The organism is Psychrobacillus antarcticus, from assembly GCF_029533155.1.
Taxonomy (GTDB): domain Bacteria; phylum Bacillota; class Bacilli; order Bacillales_A; family Planococcaceae; genus Psychrobacillus; species Psychrobacillus antarcticus.
Genome location: NZ_JAIZDB010000033.1, coordinates 21,430 through 42,311, shown reverse-complemented (window position 1 = coordinate 42,311; position 20,882 = coordinate 21,430). Strand labels below are relative to the sequence as shown.

At 36.5% G+C, this 20,882-nt stretch carries 21 protein-coding genes, 2 pseudogenes and 1 riboswitch; of the genes and pseudogenes, 18 read left to right on the top strand and 5 right to left on the bottom strand.

Translation table 11 applies throughout. The features are described 5' to 3' along the window. Positions 1-401, bottom strand: a pseudogene (locus LDK52_RS16165) (IS21 family transposase); the annotation flags it as partial. A gap of 350 nt (positions 402-751) precedes the next feature. Then, positions 752-1,414 carry a TetR/AcrR family transcriptional regulator gene (locus LDK52_RS16160; RefSeq protein WP_277586971.1) on the bottom strand — a complete coding sequence of 221 codons (663 nt, stop codon included), beginning with the start codon at positions 1,412-1,414 and terminating at the stop codon, positions 752-754. A gap of 345 nt (positions 1,415-1,759) precedes the next feature. Between LDK52_RS16160 and LDK52_RS16155 the strand changes: the two genes are divergently transcribed. From LDK52_RS16155 to LDK52_RS16130, 6 genes are read left to right on the top strand one after another with little or no spacing between them, the layout of a single operon-like run. Further along, the gene (locus LDK52_RS16155) at positions 1,760-2,884 is read left to right on the top strand and encodes a betaine/proline/choline family ABC transporter ATP-binding protein (RefSeq protein ID WP_277586970.1); all 1,125 of its coding nucleotides are present in this window, start codon (positions 1,760-1,762) and stop codon (positions 2,882-2,884) included. Between the two features lie 3 nt (positions 2,885-2,887). Further along, positions 2,888-3,541, top strand: a complete 654-nt coding sequence (locus tag LDK52_RS16150; RefSeq protein WP_277586969.1) for an ABC transporter permease — start codon at positions 2,888-2,890, stop codon at positions 3,539-3,541. A 5-nt stretch (positions 3,542-3,546) separates the two neighbouring features. Further along, positions 3,547-4,461, top strand: a complete 915-nt coding sequence (locus LDK52_RS16145) for an ABC transporter substrate-binding protein (RefSeq protein ID WP_277586968.1) — start codon at positions 3,547-3,549, stop codon at positions 4,459-4,461. Positions 4,462-4,481: 20 nt separating this feature from the next. Further along, on the top strand, positions 4,482-5,111 hold the full coding sequence (locus LDK52_RS16140; protein ID WP_277586967.1) for an ABC transporter permease: 630 nt from the start codon (positions 4,482-4,484) through the stop codon (positions 5,109-5,111). A gap of 21 nt (positions 5,112-5,132) precedes the next feature. Beyond that, the gene (locus tag LDK52_RS16135) at positions 5,133-7,190 is read left to right on the top strand and encodes a CocE/NonD family hydrolase (protein WP_320415370.1); all 2,058 of its coding nucleotides are present in this window, start codon (positions 5,133-5,135) and stop codon (positions 7,188-7,190) included. A gap of 31 nt (positions 7,191-7,221) precedes the next feature. Next, the gene (locus LDK52_RS16130) at positions 7,222-7,734 is read left to right on the top strand and encodes a DUF2179 domain-containing protein (RefSeq protein ID WP_277586966.1); all 513 of its coding nucleotides are present in this window, start codon (positions 7,222-7,224) and stop codon (positions 7,732-7,734) included. A gap of 292 nt (positions 7,735-8,026) precedes the next feature. On the opposite strand, the gene LDK52_RS16125 is transcribed toward LDK52_RS16130, so the two are convergent. After that, the gene (locus LDK52_RS16125) at positions 8,027-8,149 is read right to left on the bottom strand and encodes a hypothetical protein (protein WP_255553287.1); all 123 of its coding nucleotides are present in this window, start codon (positions 8,147-8,149) and stop codon (positions 8,027-8,029) included. A gap of 146 nt (positions 8,150-8,295) precedes the next feature. Further along, positions 8,296-8,342, top strand: a riboswitch (PreQ1 riboswitch). Positions 8,343-8,471: 129 nt separating this feature from the next. On the opposite strand from LDK52_RS16125, the gene queF reads away from it, so the two are divergent. From queF to LDK52_RS16090, 7 genes are all read left to right on the top strand, one after another. Then, positions 8,472-8,972 (top strand): preQ(1) synthase, encoded by a 501-nt coding sequence (gene queF / locus LDK52_RS16120; RefSeq protein WP_093061915.1) that lies wholly within the window; start codon positions 8,472-8,474, stop codon positions 8,970-8,972. Between the two features lie 111 nt (positions 8,973-9,083). Beyond that, a complete protein-coding gene (gene queC, locus LDK52_RS16115) occupies positions 9,084-9,743 on the top strand; it encodes a 7-cyano-7-deazaguanine synthase QueC (protein WP_277586965.1) in 660 nt (219 codons plus the stop codon). Positions 9,744-9,746: 3 nt separating this feature from the next. Continuing rightward, on the top strand, positions 9,747-10,220 hold the full coding sequence (gene queD / locus LDK52_RS16110) for a 6-carboxytetrahydropterin synthase QueD (protein ID WP_277586964.1): 474 nt from the start codon (positions 9,747-9,749) through the stop codon (positions 10,218-10,220). Next, complete coding sequence (gene queE / locus LDK52_RS16105; protein ID WP_277586963.1) at positions 10,213-10,941, top strand: 7-carboxy-7-deazaguanine synthase QueE; 729 nt, start codon at positions 10,213-10,215, stop codon at positions 10,939-10,941. The genes queD and queE overlap by 8 nt, the downstream gene beginning before the upstream one ends. 45 nt (positions 10,942-10,986) lie before the next feature. Next, the gene (locus tag LDK52_RS16100) at positions 10,987-11,526 is read left to right on the top strand and encodes a VUT family protein (RefSeq protein ID WP_277586962.1); all 540 of its coding nucleotides are present in this window, start codon (positions 10,987-10,989) and stop codon (positions 11,524-11,526) included. A 170-nt stretch (positions 11,527-11,696) separates the two neighbouring features. Beyond that, positions 11,697-11,894: a TcaA NTF2-like domain-containing protein gene (locus LDK52_RS16095; RefSeq protein ID WP_277586961.1), complete on the top strand. Its 198-nt coding sequence runs from the start codon at positions 11,697-11,699 to the stop codon at positions 11,892-11,894. A 142-nt stretch (positions 11,895-12,036) separates the two neighbouring features. Continuing rightward, the gene (locus tag LDK52_RS16090; RefSeq protein ID WP_277586960.1) at positions 12,037-12,660 is read left to right on the top strand and encodes a hypothetical protein; all 624 of its coding nucleotides are present in this window, start codon (positions 12,037-12,039) and stop codon (positions 12,658-12,660) included. Between the two features lie 321 nt (positions 12,661-12,981). On the opposite strand, the gene LDK52_RS16085 is transcribed toward LDK52_RS16090, so the two are convergent. Continuing rightward, positions 12,982-13,800 carry a purine-nucleoside phosphorylase gene (locus LDK52_RS16085; RefSeq protein WP_277586959.1) on the bottom strand — a complete coding sequence of 273 codons (819 nt, stop codon included), beginning with the start codon at positions 13,798-13,800 and terminating at the stop codon, positions 12,982-12,984. A 183-nt stretch (positions 13,801-13,983) separates the two neighbouring features. On the opposite strand from LDK52_RS16085, the gene LDK52_RS16080 reads away from it, so the two are divergent. The 4 genes from LDK52_RS16080 to LDK52_RS16065 all read left to right on the top strand — a co-directional run bounded on the left by LDK52_RS16080 (position 13,984) and on the right by LDK52_RS16065 (position 19,539). Continuing rightward, complete coding sequence (locus LDK52_RS16080) at positions 13,984-15,288, top strand: ATP-binding protein (RefSeq protein ID WP_277586958.1); 1,305 nt, start codon at positions 13,984-13,986, stop codon at positions 15,286-15,288. Positions 15,289-15,481: 193 nt separating this feature from the next. Next, on the top strand, positions 15,482-17,221 hold the full coding sequence (locus tag LDK52_RS16075; RefSeq protein WP_277586957.1) for a sensor histidine kinase: 1,740 nt from the start codon (positions 15,482-15,484) through the stop codon (positions 17,219-17,221). Then, the gene (locus tag LDK52_RS16070; protein ID WP_277586956.1) at positions 17,221-17,949 is read left to right on the top strand and encodes a LytR/AlgR family response regulator transcription factor; all 729 of its coding nucleotides are present in this window, start codon (positions 17,221-17,223) and stop codon (positions 17,947-17,949) included. Before LDK52_RS16075 ends, LDK52_RS16070 begins: the two co-directional genes overlap by 1 nt. Positions 17,950-18,081: 132 nt before the next feature. Further along, positions 18,082-19,539 (top strand): carbon starvation CstA family protein, encoded by a 1,458-nt coding sequence (locus LDK52_RS16065; protein ID WP_277586955.1) that lies wholly within the window; start codon positions 18,082-18,084, stop codon positions 19,537-19,539. A gap of 210 nt (positions 19,540-19,749) precedes the next feature. Here the strand turns inward: LDK52_RS16065 and LDK52_RS16060 are convergent. Then, positions 19,750-20,113: pseudogene (locus LDK52_RS16060) on the bottom strand (GMC oxidoreductase); the annotation flags it as partial. Between the two features lie 388 nt (positions 20,114-20,501). On the opposite strand from LDK52_RS16060, the gene LDK52_RS16055 reads away from it, so the two are divergent. Beyond that, the gene (locus tag LDK52_RS16055; RefSeq protein WP_277586954.1) at positions 20,502-20,879 is read left to right on the top strand and encodes a PH domain-containing protein; all 378 of its coding nucleotides are present in this window, start codon (positions 20,502-20,504) and stop codon (positions 20,877-20,879) included. The last annotated feature ends 3 nt before the right edge of the window (positions 20,880-20,882 follow it).

The window sequence follows — 20,882 nt, the reverse complement described above, 5'->3', positions numbered from 1 at the left end:
ACTTGTGCTTCTCCCGAAGGGTGTTCTAACCTTTCAGATCCTTTATCAGGTACAGTCGGATCATTTTGAACTTCCCATTCTTCAATAAAATTACATACTGTTCTATAAGAACCTTTGAAACCATAGGTTTTTAGCTCATTAAAAATTTGTAAGTTATTACGTCTTAATTTTTTCTTTTCTCTAGCATCCTCAAATAACCAATCGGATACCATTAGACCCCATTTTTCCTTATACATCATACCTTTTCGTGGCTTAATGATGGAAGATGGTAGCTCGTTTTCATCTGCATACTTTTTAGCGGTTCTCCAATTAATATTAAGCGCCTTTGCAATCGCACCGATCGATAAACCTTTTTCATTTCGTAAGTGTTTGATACAATTAATATCGGACATTGTTAGCATCCTTCCTAACCTCCATCTGTTTTGAGTTCGCACTTTAACAGTAGAGGTTGACTTGGGTGGCTGGCAAGTCCTTTTTTATTTACATGATTTTCTCATGCAGAACTCTGTACAAATTCATTGCAAAGTTCTGTACTTTCATTATGCATTACACACCCATTTTTAAACCATATTTTTTTGCTGCCGCATTCAACGTGCGGTTTTCTGATAAGTATATAAAAACGTCTCGTAACAACATAAAATCTTCCCCTATCTTTATGAAATAAATTCCAAGCGATTATATCACGATTTTTAAAATAGCAAGTCATTTACTTTGAAAGTTTAATTTTCATCGATATCTAAATGTTATTTAATTAATTATTATTATTAATCATAGAATTGATTATTGTTTTTATATATTTCATCGTGCGTTCATGTGCTTCTTTAGGCGAATACAAAGTGCGATTATTTAGCAAGTTGGAGAACATCCCTTGCCATACTAAATTGGTCAATTCATTTAATTCTTCCGCTTTCTCTTCAGTTAAGAGACCACTTTTAACAATCCCGCTTAGTGCAAACCGTCCTCGAGTTGAGAGATTTCTGTCCAATATTATTGGCTGTAGCGATTCGGGTACCTCTAGTAAATCAGCAGGATAAAGTTCATAATAGTGAACCAATAAATTTTCAGGATGATCACCAAGGTCCATAAGGAAAACAGCATTGAAAATATCAGGGTTATTATATGAGTATTCGCTAAAACATTGCCAGGCTACTATGTATTTTTGTACAGGGTCGTCTACCTTGTTCATCTCACTTCCAACTTTTACTTGATAGGGTTTCAAAAACTTAAAAGATGCGAAAAATAGTAGGTGGGAGAATTCGTTAAAATAATTATAAATGGTGGCACTATTATAACCGGCCCTTTCTGCGACATTTCGTATCGTAACTTGTTGGATTCCCTCCGTTTTTATAAGTTCTTCGGTGGCATCGATAAAGTACGTCCACATTCTTCTTCGCTTAATTTCTCTATTATCCATTCAATCTCCTCACTTTTAGAATAAAAATAATTTTCAGAATACATATTGATGTCGTAATTATACCATGATACAATAGCGAAGTAACAAAATGTAATCATGATTATTTTTTAAACTCGATTAGTAATGACCATAAAGGGGAAATTAAATGGAGAAGGAAAGGGTTACATACTTATACTTTACAATGCTCTGGGGATATTTCTAATAACAATAAAAAATTAAAAAAATAATGTAATACCAAAGAAAAGATTGATAGAAAAGCATTCATCATTTTGGAGTAGATTTTGTAGCTTTGAAAAAAGGTTTATCAAAATGGATTCTCCGCTTATAACGATAGGAGGAATTTTTTTGATTAAGTTAGAGAAAGTTAGTAAAGTTTATGCTGATGGATTTCAGGCTTTAAAAGAAATAGACCTAATATTTGAAGAAGGAAAGATTAATGTATTAATTGGTCCTAGTGGATGTGGAAAAACCACAACCATGAAGATGATTAATAGGTTAGCCGAGCATACTAGCGGAAAGTTAACCATTGACGGGAAAGATATTAAAGAAATCGATCCAATTGAACTTAGGAGAAGAACGGGGTATGTAATCCAGAGCATCGGTTTATTTCCACATATGACAATCTACGAAAATGTTGCAGCTGTTCCCAAGCTATTAAAATGGGATAAAAATCGAATCAACAATAAAGTAGATGAGTTATTAGAAATGGTGCATCTTGACCCAAAAATATACAAACACAAATACCCTTCCGAACTAAGTGGAGGTCAACAACAAAGAATAGGTGTTATTCGTGCTCTTGCAGCAGAACCAACGACCATTCTTATGGATGAACCCTTCAGTGCTTTAGATCCTATCAGTAAAGAAAATCTTCAAGAAGAGCTTATTCGTATTCAAAAAGAAATTAAAAAAACAATAATATTTGTTACACATGATATGGATGAAGCTATTAAAATAGCAGACGAAATTATTTTAATGAAGGATGGCGTAATCGTTCAAAAGGGAACACCTGAAGAATTATTAACTAATCCTGCAAATGAATTTGTTAAACAATTTATTGGACAAGAACGACTGCGAAATAAGAATAAGAATCTACTGCCATCGGTAATTGAATTTGTTCAATCTGATTTTCCGACCGTTACTCTGCAGAGTGGTATAAAAGGTGCGATTAAGACAATGTTAAATCACAATATTTCTCACCTCCCTGTTCTTGATGATGACAAGAGATACCTTGGTGTAGTTAGTCTCTATAAGGCATTAGATAACAGTACGAAATTAGTAGAAGATATATTAGAGAGTCAACCTCCCATATTGGAAACCACTGGAATTGGTAATGTTATTACAAAAATAGAAGAATTAAATCCTGCTATTTTGCCAGTTGTTTCGGATGCGGAAAAGTATGTAGGTGTGCTAGATAGACACAGCTTATTCCTTGCAATGAGTCAAGTCATTGGCAGTAAGAGTGGTGTTTGATAAATGGAAGTGATTACGGATTACATTGAATTTTGGCAGGATAGGTATGATTCAATTTTTGAATATGTATTACAACATATTACAATCTCATTTGTTGCAATAGTGTTAGCGGTGGTCATTATCATTCCTCTAGCGATATATATGACCAAAATAAAAAATGAAAAAGTGAAGAATGCTATCTTCAGTATTTCGAATATTTTGCAAACTATTCCTACAATAGCTATGTTGGCACTAATGATTCCATTTCTAGGAATTGGGTTTAAACCTGCAGTTGCAGCATTGTTTTTATACTCTATACTGCCATTATTACGAAACACCTATTCTGGTATCAGTTCGATAGACCAAAGTATAGTAGAAGCTGCAAAGGGAATGGGTTTTAGCGTTATTCAGCGTATTTTAAAAATAGAGTTGCCATTAGCGTTACCTTATATAATGTCGGGGATTCGCACGACTAGTGTTTACATAATTAGTTGGACGGCATTAGCTGCTGTTGTTGGTGCAGGAGGTTTAGGGGATCTCATTTTAGCCGGAATAGGATTTAATGATAAAAACATGATTTTTACGGGGACTATTCTTTCCATATTAATAGCATTAATATTGGATGGTCTACTTGGAAGAGTGGAAAAAAGTATTTTTAAAAAATATAAAAGGGGATGAACAATATGAAGAGATTTATACTAGGAAGTTTATTTTTAGCACTTGTTTTAATGTTAGTAGCTTGTGGCAAAGAGGAGACTTCCTCGGATGGTGGAAAAGTGCTTCAATTTGGAACACAAACAAATACAGATCCTAAAATTATGGCACAGATAGTGAAGTTATTGATTGAAGATCAGACTGATCATGAAGTAGAGATTACGGAAGATATTCAAGCAAGTCCACAAATTATGACTGCACTAGAGAAAGAAGAATTTGACCTTGCGGTATTGTATTCAGGGGAAGTATATAATAATCATTTTGACGATGATCAAGTAGAATTCTCAACAGAACCAGCGAAAACACTGGAACAAGCACAGTCTTTGTTTGGAAAAAAATATGATTTGAAATGGTATGACAGCATTGGATTTAGTAACCAATATGGTATTGCAACCCAACGTGATTTTGCAGAACAAAATAATATCACGAAGATGTCAGACTTAAGTAAATATGCTCCAGACTTAACTATTGGTACAGATACGTCATGGCTTGAGCGACCAAACGATGGATATCGCGCTTATCAAGAAATGTATGGATATAAGTTTGGTGACGCAAAAGGTATGCAAGTTTCTTTAATGTATCAAGGTATAAAAAACGATCAGCTAGATGTAGTTACAGCCTATACAGTAGATCCTCAAATAATAGAATATGATTTAAAACTGTTGGAAGATGACAAAAACTTCTTCCCGCCATATGAGGCATCTCTCGTAGCACGAAACAAACTCATTAAAGAATATCCAGAGGTTGCAGAAGTACTAGATTCAATTGTAGGTTCAATTAGCACAGAAGATATGACACAACTAATGTATGAAGTAGATATTTCTGGTAGTAGTACTGAAGAAGCAGCTAAGACATACTTACAAGAAAAAGGATTGATAAACTAATCAAAAAAAGGTGATTCTATATGGAATTTATTCAGTATATTAGTAAAAATTTTACTGATTTATTATCGTTAACAGGTACGCATATATTCCTGGTGGTAGCTGGAATATGTTTAGCATTAATTATAGGTTTTCCACTAGGGATTATTGCAGCTAAATTTGAAAAAGCTGCGCCAGTGATACTCTCATTAACAAATGTACTACAATTAATCCCTAGTATCGCTATGTTAGCAGTATTAATGCTTTACTTTGGGTTAGGAAATCTTACGATGACTATCGGCATATGTTTATATTCTTTGATGCCAATTGTTCGTAATACGTATGTTGGAATTAAGGAAGTAAAAGCAGGGATTTTAGAAGCAGGAGTTGGGATTGGAATGACATCAATGCAGGTTCTAACAAAAGTACAAATTCCTTTATCTATTCCTTTTTTGATGGCCGGCTTACGAGTGGCAGTTGTAATAGCGGTTTCTGTTGCCTGTCTTGGTCCTTACATAGGTGCGGATGGTCTAGGTGTAGAGATAGTGTCTGGTATTAATACACTAGATACTACAAAAATTTACTCCGGTGTAATCCCAGCTGCGTTACTTGCGATTATTGCTGACTTTGTATTGGGAAAAATCGAGAAAAAGACTAAAAAACGATTAGCATAAGTAAAAATAGGAACTAAAAGGGTGAGAAAATTGGTATTCAATATAAAAGATTCCGATACACGAAAAGTAAAAACAGAATTTCCAAAAGAAATTATGCAAATTGATCATATATGGATTCCAATGTCTGACGGAACAAAATTGGCTGCAACCATTTGGATGCCAAAAGATGCAGAAGAGAATCCGGTACCTAGCATTTTAGAATATATTCCATATAGAAGAAATGACTTTACAGCGTTGAGGGATTCTATTCGTCATCCATACTTTGCTGGTCATGGTTATGCATGTGTTCGAGTAGACATACGGGGTTCAGGAGATTCAGATGGTATTTTATACGATGAATACTTGAAACAAGAGCAAGATGATGCAATAGAAGTATTGAATTGGATTGAAAAGCAAAAGTGGTCAACGGGTTCAGTTGGAATGATCGGTAAGTCTTGGGGTGGCTTCAATGGATTACAGGTAGCTGCAAGACAACATCCTGCTTTGAAAACAATTATTACATTATGTTCTACAGATGACCGTTATTCAGACGACGTTCATTATAAAGGTGGAGCTTTACTAGCATCGGACATGCTCTGGTGGGCTTCGACAATGCTAATTTACAATGCACGTCCCGCTGATCCAAAGTATGTAGGAGATAGCTGGCGAGAAAATTGGTTGGAACGCTTAGAAAAAACACCACCCTTTATAGAGGAATGGATGCGTCATCAGCGTAAAGATGAGTTTTGGAAGCATGGCTCGGTTGGTGAAAATTATAATGACATCAAAATTCCTGTGTATGCAGTAGGTGGCTGGGCAGATGGATATACAAACGCGGTATTTCGCTTGATGAAGAATTTAAAAGGGCCAGTAAAAGGTTTGATTGGTCCATGGGCACATGAATATCCAGAGGTAGCAACTCCAGGCCCACAAATAGGATTTTTACAAGAATGTCTACGTTGGTGGGATCATTGGTTGAAAGGTCAAGAAACTGGAATTATGGACGAGCCAAACTTCCGAGTATATATGCAAGACGCAGTTCCTCCTAAAACAGATTATTATACTCGACCTGGAGAGTGGATTGTGGAAGATGGTTGGACGACGGAAAATGTAACAGACAAAACATATTATTTTGGTGTCCAAGAGTTAATTGAACAACCTAAAAATGGATTGGAGAACTTGAAAACACATCAACAGCATGGTCTTTATTCTGGGGTCTATTGTCCATTTGGTCAAGAAGGGGATATGGCTTCTGACCAAGGCATCGAAAACGGTCTTTCCACAACATTTACTAGTGAGGAACTAGTAGAGGAAGTAGCTATTTTAGGTTTCCCAAGTATTCAGTTAAAGCTATTATGCGATAAAAAACAAGCTAATATAACTGTACGTCTAAGTGATTTATCTCCTGAGGGAACTTCGAAGTTAATCACATGGGGTCAATTGAATTTGACACACAGAAATAGCCATGAGTTTCCAGAAGATGTACCGATTAATGAAGAAATTATAGTAACAATTGAGCTTGATGCCATTGGGTATAAAATGCCAAAGGGTCATAAGCTTCAGGTATCTATTTCTCCAACGAATTGGCCGCATGCATGGCCTTCTGCTGAGGAAGCAGTAATTCAAGTTATTAAGGATGAAGAGTCTAAGTTATTATTACCTATTTATACAAAGACTGATGAAGTACAAGAAATCCGACCTTTTGAATCTCCCGAAATTGCGGAAGTTATGGAACGAGAAATATTAAGAGAAGCCGTAAGAACAAGAGAAATTAGACATAATACCATTACGAATGAATGGATTTTAGACGATTTCTCGGATGAAGGTTTCCGACTTTTGCCATATAACGGGATTGAATATGGAAGTGAAAATCGTAATGTTTACAAAATAGTCGAGGGAGACCCATTATCTGCGTTCGTTCAGTGTGACTGGACTTTAACAGTAGGTAGGGAAGAATGGCAAACTCGATTAGAATCATCAAGTACGATGAAATCAAGTGGAACCAAGTTCTATATTACAAATCATTTAAAAGCTTTTGAAGGTGAAGAAGTAGTCTATGATGAGTTAAAAAAATTCGAAGTGGACCGTGATTTTGTTTAATTACTATTATTAAAGAAAGCTGGATCAGAATGTGAATTCAATAATATTGCTTATCATTGTTATTAATGTGATATATATGTCACTCACTACTTTACGATTAATATTAGTCATTAAAGGTTATCGGGTAATAGCATCATTTTTATCAATGGCAGAAGTATTTATTTATTTGATGGGTTTGACAATGGTGTTAGATAATCTTGACGACCCATTAAATATAGCGGCATATTGTATTGGATGGGGTCTTGGGGTATACCTGGGTAGTATTATTGAAAATCGATTAGCACTTGGTTATGTTGTATTTGAAGTAATTGTAGATTCATTAGAAATTGAGCTACCTAGTCAAATCCGTGCAAAAGGGTATGGTGTAACATCTTGGGTTGCAGACGGAAAAGATGGTAAAAGACTTTGCATGAAAGTATTAGCGAAGAGGAAAAATGAACAGAAATTAAAAAGATTTATAACTTCAATATCTCCAAAAGCATTTATTATTTCATATGAACCCACTAGATTTAATGGTGGGTTCCTTGTGAAATTAACTAATTAGTATGAAAGAGTCTATATTCGCTGTAATTAGATAGGCTGCACTTTTTTTACTATAATTATTAAACTAATTCATGTTGAGTTAGTTTTTTATTATAAAAATTTAAGTTCCGTACAATTAAGTAAAAAGAAATTGGAAGGGTTGTGGGAAGGGTATTTAGCGATATACGACGAGGGCAATGGAGATGCTTATTGAACAAGAAGGGGATGAACATAGAAAAAAGTAGATATCTCCACATAAGTAGAGGTATCTACTTTTATATGTTTCCTAATCTCTTTGATAATCTAAATCTCTCCTAGGCTAAGATAGTTTGTAATATAAGCTTTAATAACTCTTCTGTTGTTTCTGGTAATTGTTCCGGTAAGCTTAATGGATGTTTCATTTCTGTTCCTCCTTTAATCTCGTATTCTATTAACAATATAGGCAATCTAGTTCAAGTTTATGCATGATATTATAAAAAAGTTTTTAAATCTCTTAAAAAGAGAATTGGATGTTCTTTTCACTAAAATGTCTAATTGACGTTTTGGTCAATATTCTATATTATAATTTAGTACCGGCATTTGATCGGGAGAGGTTCATAGCTTATACCCTCTATAAAAAACTATGGATACATGACTATTTGCCATGTCCATATAATTTGGACGTGGCTTTTTTGTTTTTATCCTTTTGTTTGTATAGATTGGTTTATGAAGCCTCTTTGGAAAGTGTTGGGAAACATTTTTTATGGGAGGTTTTTTATTATGTCTGGAAGAAGTCATGATGAAGGTTTGAAGGATTTAACGTTGTTAGGTAACCAAGGCACCAAATATTCATTTGATTATGCACCTGAGGTATTAGAGTCTGTAGATAATTTGCATTCTACTAGGGATTATTTTGTGAAGTTTAATTGTCCAGAATTCACAAGTTTATGCCCAATTACAAATCAGCCGGATTTTGCAACGATGTATATCTCGTATATCCCGGATAAAAAAATTGTAGAAAGTAAATCGTTAAAATTGTATTTATTCAGCTTTAGAAATCACGGTGATTTCCATGAAGACTGCGTTAACATCATTATGAACGATTTAATTGAATTGTTAGATCCAAGGTATATTGAGGTCTGGGGGAAATTCACTCCACGTGGAGGTATTTCGATTGATCCTTGGTGTAACTATGGAAGACCTGGTACGAAATATGTAGAAATGGCGGATTTCCGTTTGATGAACCATGATCTATATCCAGAAAAAATTGATAATCGTTAATTAAATTATTCTTATTGAAGGAAGAGGTTATTAGCTACCCTCTTTAAAAAACAAAGAAGACAACAGCACTTCTTAGGGTGCTGTTTTGTCGTTAAAAGGGAGTTTGTATGGATGAAGCAGGCAAAAGCAATTATCGTGTTTAGTGGGGGACAGGATAGCACGACCTGTCTGTTTTGGGCGAAGGAACGTTTTAAAGAAATCGAGGCAGTGACGTTTGATTATGGGCAAAGACATAGTCTTGAAATCGAATGTGCCAAGGAAATAACTAAGGAGCTTGGTGTTAAACATCACATACTAGATATGTCGCTTTTAAATCAGCTTGCACCGAATGCATTGACACGAGATGACATAAAAGTAGAGGACGGAGAAGATGGTGGATTGCCGTCGACTTTTGTACCTGGTCGAAATCTGCTCTTTCTATCTTTTGCCGGGGTTTTAGCGAGCCAGGTAGGAGCAAAACATATCGTAACGGGCGTTTGTGAGACTGATTTTAGTGGTTATCCGGATTGTCGTGATATTTTCGTGAAGTCCCTAAACGTAACACTTAATCTATCTATGGATACGACGTTTGTGATTGATACACCACTCATGTGGTTGAACAAAGCGCAAACATGGGAACTTGCAGATCAGCTTGGAGCGTTGGAGTTTGTTCGAAAGAGAACGCTAACCTGTTATAACGGAGTAATAGCGGATGGCTGTGGGGAATGCCCAGCGTGTAAGCTGAGAAAAAGAGGGCTTGATGAGTATTTAAGCTTCAAGAAGGGGTCCTAAGAAATGACTGGTTTTAGAATTGTCGATAAGCTTCAAAAAATAGATGAAGATATTCAAAGTAGTCAATTAAAGTATCATTCAAAGCGTGTTCTCGTGAGCAAGGAATTTACCTTCGATGCTGCCCACCATTTACATAATTATGAAGGGAAATGTAAAAATCTACACGGCCATACGTATCGTGCCGTATTAGGATTGAGTGGATACACGGATGACCGCGGTTTGATGATTGATTTTGGCGATATAAAAGAAATATGGAAACAAAAGATAGAAATATATTTGGATCATCGTTATTTGAATGAAACCCTTCCAACGATGAATACGACGGCAGAGAATATCGTCGTCTGGATTTACGAAAAGTTGGCTGAACATTTGCTTGGTGAACAACGATATAATGGGGCACGTGTAGAATTTATCAAGTTGTATGAAACTCCGACAAGCTATGCTGAAGCAAGAAGGGAGTGGATGGAAGTTGAGTAAGGTACCCATTATGGAGATTTTTGGACCGACGATTCAAGGCGAAGGAATGGTAGTGGGCCAGAAGACAATGTTTGTGCGGACTGCAGGCTGTGATTATTCCTGTTCCTGGTGTGATTCATCGTTTACATGGGATGGTAGTGGTAAGCATCTTATTGTCCAAATGACTGCAGAAGAGATTTGGTCTGAGTTAAAACGCCTTGGAGGCAGTGGTTTTTCTTTTGTCACGGTTTCGGGTGGAAATCCGGCACTCCTTCGAAACTTGGATGCACTTATTGCTATTTTAAAGGAAAACGACATAAAGATCGGAGTGGAGACACAGGGAAGCAGATGGCAGGAGTGGCTGTATGATATCGATGAACTGACGATTTCACCAAAGCCTCCCAGTTCCGGAATGATCACGGACTTTTCTGTGCTTTCGGATATCATCGAAAAGCTTAACAATCGGAATAGCGAGCAGCATATATCCCTCAAAATAGTCGTTTTTAATAAAAAGGATTATGAATATGCCAAGCAAGTTCACCTTCGATACCCGAAAATCCCTTTTTATCTCCAAATCGGTAATGATGATATCACGACGACTGACAACCCACGGCTAATCAGCCATCTATTAGAGAAATACCAAGAGCTCATCGACTGGGTGATTGAGGATGAAGAATTAAGAGATGTCAAAGTACTGCCACAGCTGCACGCCCTTGTTTGGGGAAATAAAAGAGGCGTATAGTGGTCAGCGTTAAACTTTATTTAATTTTACTGGAGGAGAAACGTTATGAGAATCTTATTTTATTTAATCTCTATTGTGACTGCTAATGTTGTAACAGCAGCTTTTGCACCATTACAGTTTGGCATGTTTATCGTCCCTATGGGAACGCTATTAATAGGAGCGACCTTCATTTTCCGAGATCTTGTACAAAACAAATACGGTAGGGGGAAGACGTACATATTCATATTTGTAGCTTTAGCATTTTCTGCATTGGCTTCATTTATGTTGGGGGATACGTTATTAATTGTGCTTGCTTCAGCAATTTCATTTGTTGTCGCTGAAACAGCAGATACAGAGATTTACACAAGATTGAAACTACCAATGGCTTGGCGGGTATTCTATAGTGGCATCGTGGGAGGATTCCTGGATTCAGTCATTTTTGTTGTGGTTGGGTTAAGTCCACTTGGAGCGAACTTTCTTCCGTGGGAGGCAGTACCAGCTGCTATCGTAGGGCAAATTATCGTAAAAACAGTTATTCAGATGATTGGAGCACTTATCTTGAATCAAGTTTATGTAATGAAGGGAAAACGTCTTCTTTCGGAATGATTATATAAAGAGAGTAATAATATTATTTAGCCTTCCAATATATTTGGAAGGTTATTTGTTAAGTAAGATTTTTCGTTTTTAGAATCATTAGCTTTGCTTTATTGTGCCAGATTTTATAATGTTTTTGAATGGTATTAGAACCTGGCACCTCACACTATGTAGGGCAGGGGATGACCTTTGACTTCACTAATAATACTGTTACTGGCGTAGAGATGTATGATGATTATGCACTAGTTTCGACTAATGAGGAATTTGACTTTATTAATGCTGCTGGTGAATATATGTATTATAATCGGGATAAAGTGTATACCGTAGTGATCGATAGCTCTGGGTTTTATCAAATCATGAATATAGATATTTCCGATTGATGGATCAGTTCTATCATTTAACTATGAAAAGTAACCCATCGATGGGCTATACCTTAAGCGATTAGCCAATTACTTGAATACTCTAGTAATCTAAAGTAGACTAATAATTACCATAATGACCCAACTGAGGAGTGAAACGCCGATGGAATTTTCTATTACAAAAGCTTTGCGTGAGTTAAAAACATTGGATGCACGTATTTTGAAAAAGATTAACGAGACAACTTTCGCAGCTTCTAAAAAACCAAAAGAGAATATTCGTGGTTTTAAAACAGTGGATGAATTTGAAAAGGAAGCGAAAGAGAGCCTACAATCTATAAAAGATTTGATGGATCGCAGAAAACAAATAAAAAAATCAATTGTAGAATCTAACGCTACAACTATGGTCGAAGTTTCTGGAGTCAAAATGACGGTAGCTGATGCAATTGAGCGTAAAAACTTTATTGAAATAGAAAAAACACTCCTTCGCAAAATGAATACAGATTATGCTCAGTCTCAAGAAAAAGCAGAGGTTAATAATGAACTTGCACAAGATAGACTAGACACGCAGCTAAATAGTATGATCTCTAAAGATGGTAAAACGGATTTAACCGCGGTTGAAGGGTATAAAAAATTATTTTGGGAATCTGAGGAAACAAAACTAATTGACCCAATACACGTAAAAGAAGTCTCCACAAAGATGGCTTTAGACATTGAGTCTTTCGAAGATGACGTTGATGTAGCGCTAAGTGAAATTAATGCACGTACGTTAATTACTATTAAACAATAAATAAGTTTGGAACTTGCTGTTCTAGCGAAAAAGAAGAAAGTTTCCCCGTTTGCAGGATCTGGGTTAAATCCTGCTCTCAAATTTAACCACTACGAATGGTAGAAAGCTTAAAGCTTAGCGTTCAAAGTTAAAAGGTTAGCGCTCAACATTCTTACATTTTAACGTTCAATATTCAGCTATAAAAAATCTATAAAATCTCGGGTAACAGGTGCCAAAGGATTTGAAACTTCCTTTCTTCTCCTCCGAGCAGCTATGACAGCACAAAAAGAGTGGTCCCTTGGGATCACTCTTTTTGTGTATAATTCACTTTACTTTCCCGTACTAAATCTCTTCTAAAATTCCTTTAACTAATTCAACAAATTTAACTCTAACTTTTCCTGCAACGTCTATAACTTCTTCATGGTTTAGTGGCTGGTCTAATATTCCACTTGCCATATTTGTAATGCAAGAAATACCAAGTACTTTCATACCGCCATGAGTTGCTATAATCGCTTCTGGTACTGTGGACATACCTGCTGCGTCGGCTCCTAATGTACGGAACATACGAATTTCTGCCGGAGTTTCGTAAGTAGGTCCACTCCACCAAGCATACACTCCCTCTTGCAATTGTATGTTTTGCTCATCCGCTACTTTTGTTGCAATACTACGTAGCTCTTTGTTATATACTTCTGATAAATCAGGGAAACGTGTTCCCAATTCGTCATTATTTGGACCTATTAAAGGATTAGCCCCAACTAAGTTTATATGGTCCGTAATTAACATTAAATCCCCAGGTTTAAAGCTTGTATTTACTGCACCACAAGCATTTGTAATAAGTACTTTTTCTATCCCAAGTGCTTTCATCACGCGCACTGGGAAGGTTACTTCATCTAAAGTAAAACCTTCATAATAATGAAAACGACCTTTCATAGCGGCAACTATTTTTCCGTTTAATTCCCCAATGACCAATTCGTTCGCATGACCAATTGCTTCAGATTTTGCAAAGTGTGGGATTTCACTATAAGGAATTTTGATGGGGTTTTTAATATCATCAGCAAGTTTTCCTAAGCCGGATCCTAGAATCATTCCAATAACGGGTTGGTAATCTGTCTTGCTCCTAATGAAATCTCTCGTTTCTATAATATTTTCTATTTTGTGCATTCAAATTCCTCCTTTAAATGGTATGTAAACAAATGTAGTATACACGCAAACGGTGTTATTGAAAAATAGAATATATGAAACAAACACGGTTATTAGTAAAGTAATATAGTATACTTACATTATTTACAAAATAAATGTCGAAAAATATACTTTAAAATAGAAATAACCGAAGGAAGTACATAAATGAAAAGACATAAAATTTTTATCTTATCTGCTATTTTACTAATCTTTTTTCCAGCGATAAATATGTATACTTCATACGTGAGAATGGAAAATACAATCGAAGAATCAGTCGCAAAGCAAAGTTTAGAGGCGGCCAAGTCCATAGCATCCTCTATAGATACCGAAACGTATCAGAAATTTTTGGATAAACCAGAGAAAAATGAACATTTTCGAGAGATTCAAATCTATTTGAAAGACGCACGTGAAAAGTTGGGTGCTTTATATGTTTATACATTAGAGGTCGATAATCCTAAAGTATCTAAATCGATGATATTGGGGCACTCTGGTAAAATTGCAAGTTTAGATAATTATCAGATAGGAGATCCATGCACTGTACCAGAAGAGCAAGTAAAGAAAGCCTATGAGGAAAAGACATATATAACCGGAGTGCTGAATGATCCGAATTATGGAGATTATTTATCTGTAGGAGCACCGATAAAGACCGATGAAGGAAAAATAATAGGTTATTTAGGCATCGATACGAGTGTAGATACCATCAATCAGATTAAAGGGGCAGCGTTAGAAAGGAATAATTTAATGCTTATCTTCAACGGTCTATTCATTTTCATCGTGATAGGCTCCTTCCTATTAATACAAAGATGGTACCAAAGGGAGGTTAACAAGGAAGTAGGATATACGGAGGACACATATCAAACAGAGATAAAAACATTAATAACTTCCGTTACTTCCCTACGACATGATTTTTCGAATCATATTCTAGTTTTACATGGACTATTAAAAATAGGGAATCCAGATAAGGCTTTACAATATGCGAGCTCTCTTTTTGAGGAAGTAAAAACAATACAGTCGTTTCAAATAGATATAGATCATCCAGGTCTTTCGATATTGTTGCAAACAAAGAAGATCGCTGCTCAAAATCATCGTATTCATATGGATATAGTGATCAATAATAGTTCATTCGAGCGGATAAAAACTACCGATTTGATAATTATTTTATCCAATTTAATCGATAACGCGATAGATTCAACGATCGAACTGCCAGAGGGAGAGCGGGCAATAACGATTGAATGTAATGCGAATGATACTCATTATTTATTTGAAGTTAGGAATACAGGACGTGAAATTTACGATAATGAACTGATCTTTATGCAAGGCTATTCAACGAAAAAAGCAGAAGAAGGCAAAGTAAGAGGGCAAGGTTTGTTTATCGTGAAAGAAGTTGTAAATAAATATAATGGGAAGATTTCCATTGAGTCATCTGCAGAATCAGAAACAACCGTCCACGTGCAAATTCCGTTAAAATGAACAATCTGGTGGGAAAGAATGGATACTCTACAGTAGTAGAAGTATCCATTCTTTTTTGCTTTTAGAAGACAGCTAGTAGAACAGGAGATAGTAGGAGTCCTTGTTCCCAAGAACTGAAATAGAGAGATATATATTCCTCTGTAACTACTGTATAATTTAACCAATCTGTTTTATAAAATAAGGTGGGATTCCGTTGTTGGACTTGCTTGTAATAATGCTTGAGAGGGTTGGCATGATTGTTGCGGTCGCCTTCCTATTGACTCGTTTTCGGTTTTTTAAAAACCTGATATATCGTGATAAATTGAATCGCAAGCAGGAGATTACTGCGATTTTGTTCTTTGGCTTTTTTGGTATTGTCGGTACGTATCTTGGAGTCGCACTTGATACGAATACACTGCATTTTAATAGTGTCTCAGCAGTATTGAGTTCGGAAGAGGCAATCGCGAATTCACGTGTCGTCGGTATAGTAGTTGCAGGACTGTTAGGTGGCTATCGTGTGGGAATTGGAGCAGGCATGATAGCAGGTATTCATCGTATGACATTGGGCGGATTTACAGCTATCTCCTGTGGAGTTTCGACCATCATTGCGGGAGTTATAGCGGGCTTCTTTTATAGGAAAAGGAGAGCCCTTAAACCGCTTACTGTGTTTGCCATCGGGGCACTTACAGAAGCGATGCAAATGTCGATGATTTTATTGATATCTAAACCTTTTGAACAAGCACTTACATTGGTTAAGGTTATTGGTTTACCGATGATTTTAGCAAATGGTATTGGAACTGCACTATTTCTATTAATTGTTTATAATGTGATGAGCCAACAAGAGAAAGTAATGGCATTGCAGGCGCAGAAAATGCTACGCATTGCCAACCAAACACTAAGTTACTTGCGCACAGGCATGAACATGGACACTGCACAAGCTGTTTGTCATATTCTATACCGAGAATTACAACCAAGTGCTGTTGCTATGACCAATAAAACGGACATTCTTGCACATATTGGGCTAGAAAGTGATCACCATAAGGCTGGCAGCTCAATTCGGACGGATGAAACGAAGGATGTCATTGACCACGGGGAGGTAGTCGTTGTGAATGATGGCACCATTCACTGTGATTATGTTGGTTGCCGTTTAGGAGCGGCGGTTATTGTCCCACTTATTCGGCGAGGAGAAACGATTGGAACGCTTAAACTGTACTATCCGTCTGAAAAAGTCATCACTGATGTTAATATTGAACTGATCGTTGGACTGAGCTCATTATTAAGTAACCAACTAGAAATTGCCGAAACCGATTATGCTTATCAACTGGCAAAAGAGGCGGAAATTAAAGCACTACAGGCACAAATTCATCCACATTTTTTATTTAATGCGATGAATATTATTGTGTCATTGATCCGTACAGATCCTGATCGGGCCCGCAAACTATTAACGTCATTATCTTACTTTTTGCGGCAAAATGTCACCGGGACAACTGCTTCGCAAATTACACTGGAGCAAGAACTCTCCCACGTTAAAGCCTATTTGGAAATCATTGAAGCAAGATTTATAGATCGACTGACCATTTTGTATAACGTGGACGATCATTTGTTGTATGAAAAAATTCCGCCTTTCACTTTACAGCCAATTGTTGAAAATGCTATCCACCATGGTATTAATGATATGGAGAATAATAGTATAGTCAAAATGACGGTGCGTGACCTTGGTGGAGAAATTGAAATTAAAGTGGAGGATAATGGTAAAGGGATATCACCTGAGCGACTCGCTGATTTGGGCACCATGCAGTTGGAGTCTGAATCCGGAACTGGTGTTGGTCTATTCAATATTAATCGTCGTCTGATCATGACTTTTGGCGATTCAGCAGCTTTAACAATTACAAGCAAAGTAAATGAAGGAACAGCTATTTCCTTTAGAATTCCTAAGTTGGGGGTAGTTCTTTAATGGGATCGATTAGTGCTTTGATAGTAGATGATGAACGATATGCACGGGATGAATTGAAGTATTTACTAAGTAAGTTTCCCACTGTTCAAGTATTGGGGGAGGCCGAGAGTGGGGAGGCTGCTATTTTAAAGGCAATACAGCTCCAACCGGATGTTGTTTTTCTGGATGTAGAGATGCCTAAAATGAACGGAATAGAAGCAGCTAAAACTTTGGTAAGATTAAAAAAAGTGCCACTCATCGTTTTTGCAACTGCTTATCCACAGTTTGCTGCGGAAGCCTTTCGAATTAATGCCGTCGATTATTTATTGAAACCGTATGATGATAGACAGCTAAGTCAAACAATCGAGCGAATTGAAAAAACGTTGTCACCAGCACAACCGGCAGATACTCTGGAGAAACTAAGCAAATTGGCAGTAGAAACAGGCGGCGAAATTCATTATGTTCTTCCACAGGATATTTTGTATATTTATCGGGATGACAAAGTAACAAAAATTATAACGCAAACCGAAAATTATGATGTGCGGACAACGTTGAAAGAGTTGGAAAATCGTCTATTACCATTTTCGTTTTTTCGGATACATAAAGGGTATCTCGTCAATCTAAAGTATGTCAGTCGATTAACTCCATGGTTTAATGGGGCGTATCAGCTTGAATTGGAAGGGTCAGATGAGAAGCTTTCGGTTAGCAGAAATTACGTGAAAGATTTACGATTGCGCTTGGAATTATAAAAAAACATGTTAAACCCCTTTATATGCATGTTAAACTCTTAAACTTGCATGTTAAACTGAAAAACTCCTTTTTTTGAATATTTACTTTAAACTTAATGCACGGGGAGAAAAAAGAAAAAGAGGGGTGCTCATATGATTACATTTTTAAGTGCAATTGTACTATTAATTATTGGTTACTTTACGTATGGGAAATTGATTGAAAAGATTTTTGATCCTACGGATGCTCGAAAAACACCTGCATATGCAAATGCAGATGGTATCGATTACGTGCCGATGAATAAACAAAAAAATGCGCTTATTCAGCTATTAAATATAGCTGGAACAGGTCCAATCTTCGGACCAATTATGGGTGCGTTATTCGGGCCAGTCGCTTTCTTATGGATTGTTTTCGGAGCCATTTTTGCAGGAGCTGTACATGACTATTTAACAGGTATGATCTCCATTCGTAACAAAGGAGCACATATTCCAGAACTAGCTGGAAAGTTCTTAGGTAATGTTTCGAAACATATTGTAAATGTTTTCGCATTGTTGCTTCTGTTATTAGTAGGAACAGTATTTGTGACGACGCCAGCTTCCCTTCTATCGATTTTAATGGATGGTAAAGTTGCATTGTGGATTTTGATTACAGTTATTTTTATTTATTATTTCCTATCTACTATTCTTCCGATTGATAAAATTATAGGGAGACTGTACCCATACTTTGGGGCAGTACTTTTAATAGGTACTGTTGGAGTTGGTGGTGCTTTACTATTCTCTGATTATACAATTCCAGAATTGACATTAACAAATATGCACCCAGATAATTTGCCGATTTTCCCAATTCTATTCTTTACGATTACATGTGGTGCACTATCTGGCTTCCATGCGACACAATCACCAATTATTTCTAGAACAGTTGAAAAAGAATCACAAGGTCGTTATGTATTTTATGGCATGATGATTACGGAAGCAGTCATTGCGATGATTTGGGCTGCTGCTGCAATGAGTATGTTGGATGGACAAACTTTAAGTGAGTTTATCAAAACAGGCACGCCTTCAGCAGTTGTCAATGAAGTATCTATGACTTTATTAGGGGCTATTGGTGGAACAATCGCAGTACTAGGTGCTGTCGTACTACCGATTACTTCAGGCGATACAGCGTTCCGTGCTGCACGTTCGATTATTGCAGATTACTTGAAAATTGATCAGAAGAAAATTGCCAAACGCTTAATGATTGCTGTTCCATTGTTTGTTATATCAGCAATGTTAACGCAAATTGACTTCAACATTTTATGGAGATATTTCTCTTGGGCAAACCAAGCAACAGCCGCGATTGCCTTATGGATTGCTACGATGTATTTGTTTATTAAAGGGAAGAACTATTTTGTGTCGCTAGTCCCAGCACTTTTTATCACTTATATGGTTTTTGTCTATATCCTAAACGCTAAGATTGGGTTTAGCTTAGACTTGAAGCTCTCCTACTACGTGGGAATCGTATTAACGGTTATTTTGACAATCATGTTCTTTATTAAGGCGAAAAACAATAAAGCGAATAAGATTGAAACCGATATTGTAGTGGATAATGTAGACAGGAATAGTAAGTTGGTTTAATCGGATAACAAATGCCTTAGGATTTGAAGCTACCTTTCTTCTCCTCTGAGCAGTTATAACAGAAAAAGAGTGATCCCCCGGGGTCACTCTTTTTCTGTGTATTTAGATTTAGGATTAGATTCTCTGGTTCTATTAAAAAAAACTACTCGCGTCTCAATAAGAGGAGAGTAGCTATTAATGGTTACTAATTCTATGGAATAAAATAATTAATTAAATTAGTGATCCGCCTTTTTCCATATACTTAAGAATACCTTCAGCTGCACGGTAAGATAATTCACCTACTGTACCTGTTGGGTTGTATCCGGCATTTTGTGGGAACGATGACGCACCTACAACAATAGGTTTTCGACATCCCACATTTGAGAGTAATTGTTGACTGCAGAAGTCTCAGGATCAGCACCCATAATTACCCCCCAGTGTTCTGAGTAGATTGATTTTCAGCGACATTGTATGGTCTAAGGTCTCCACTAACATCCACATGATCAGCACCCATTTCTTTAAGGATTGCATCCCACTTAGCAGCTAAGTATTTTGTCAATTGACGGTCTTGTTCCTCGAGGTCAAACGTAATTCGGGCTTACTTTAATCGTGTTACGTCGAAAAAAAGTTAAGTGCTCAACTATAAGATAGAGCATAGCCTATAGCTTATATGATAAGAGTAGTCATGGTTAAAATGAATCGTTTTATTCTCTAGCATCCCTAAAAACCAATCGGTAATCATATAGTAAAACATCTGTCCAAAGGCCATTAAAACTGACAAAACAGGTTTTGATCTGAAGGGACTGGGAATCTTTACGCACCGTTTATCTTGTATAGAAGTGGAAGAATTAGAGTTGTATTAAAGTCTAGTGTTAGGTAATTCAAATGATTGTGCACTCATTATTAAATTTTTACACATATTAGCAGGAGAACTAGGTACAGTTCTTGAATGAATACTAAAATGTATTTTAGGAGGAATAGGGATGGGATTTTTAGATGGTTTGATGGGGAATGCGTCGGAGATAGAAAATGAAGTGGTCCAAAATGAGTTGAAAGATTTACTTGCTCCTTCCGAAAAGGTGGAGCATGCGTATAAGCTGATACGGGATTTAATCGTTTTTACGAACAAGCGATTAATGCTGATTGATAAACAAGGCATGACGGGGAAAAAGGTAGAGTATCACTCCATTCCTTATAAAAGTGTCGTGCACTTTTCAATTGAAACGGCAGGTACCTTCGACTTGGATGCAGAGCTGAAAATCTGGTTATCAGGAAGTGCTGCTCCTATTCAGAAAAGATTTAATAAATCCTTAAATATATACAAGGTTCAAAGTGTGCTAGCAGAATATGTAATGAAGTAAAGG

What these genes read in the sequence shown, in the direction of transcription:
- queF (WP_093061915.1), top strand. Translation starts at nt 8,472, where the DNA reads ATGTCTGGAAGAAGTCATGATGAAGGTTTGAAGGATTTAACGTTGTTA.
- LDK52_RS16140 (WP_277586967.1), top strand. Translation starts at nt 4,482, where the DNA reads ATGGAATTTATTCAGTATATTAGTAAAAATTTTACTGATTTATTATCG.
- queC (WP_277586965.1), top strand. Translation starts at nt 9,084, where the DNA reads ATGAAGCAGGCAAAAGCAATTATCGTGTTTAGTGGGGGACAGGATAGC.
- LDK52_RS16070 (WP_277586956.1), top strand. Translation starts at nt 17,221, where the DNA reads ATGGGATCGATTAGTGCTTTGATAGTAGATGATGAACGATATGCACGG.
- LDK52_RS16160 (WP_277586971.1), bottom strand. Translation starts at nt 1,414, where the DNA reads ATGGATAATAGAGAAATTAAGCGAAGAAGAATGTGGACGTACTTTATC.
- LDK52_RS16145 (WP_277586968.1), top strand. Translation starts at nt 3,547, where the DNA reads ATGAAGAGATTTATACTAGGAAGTTTATTTTTAGCACTTGTTTTAATG.
- LDK52_RS16055 (WP_277586954.1), top strand. Translation starts at nt 20,502, where the DNA reads ATGGGATTTTTAGATGGTTTGATGGGGAATGCGTCGGAGATAGAAAAT.
- LDK52_RS16150 (WP_277586969.1), top strand. Translation starts at nt 2,888, where the DNA reads ATGGAAGTGATTACGGATTACATTGAATTTTGGCAGGATAGGTATGAT.
- queD (WP_277586964.1), top strand. Translation starts at nt 9,747, where the DNA reads ATGACTGGTTTTAGAATTGTCGATAAGCTTCAAAAAATAGATGAAGAT.
- LDK52_RS16100 (WP_277586962.1), top strand. Translation starts at nt 10,987, where the DNA reads ATGAGAATCTTATTTTATTTAATCTCTATTGTGACTGCTAATGTTGTA.
- LDK52_RS16095 (WP_277586961.1), top strand. Translation starts at nt 11,697, where the DNA reads ATGACCTTTGACTTCACTAATAATACTGTTACTGGCGTAGAGATGTAT.
- LDK52_RS16080 (WP_277586958.1), top strand. Translation starts at nt 13,984, where the DNA reads ATGAAAAGACATAAAATTTTTATCTTATCTGCTATTTTACTAATCTTT.
- LDK52_RS16065 (WP_277586955.1), top strand. Translation starts at nt 18,082, where the DNA reads ATGATTACATTTTTAAGTGCAATTGTACTATTAATTATTGGTTACTTT.
- LDK52_RS16090 (WP_277586960.1), top strand. Translation starts at nt 12,037, where the DNA reads ATGGAATTTTCTATTACAAAAGCTTTGCGTGAGTTAAAAACATTGGAT.
- LDK52_RS16085 (WP_277586959.1), bottom strand. Translation starts at nt 13,800, where the DNA reads ATGCACAAAATAGAAAATATTATAGAAACGAGAGATTTCATTAGGAGC.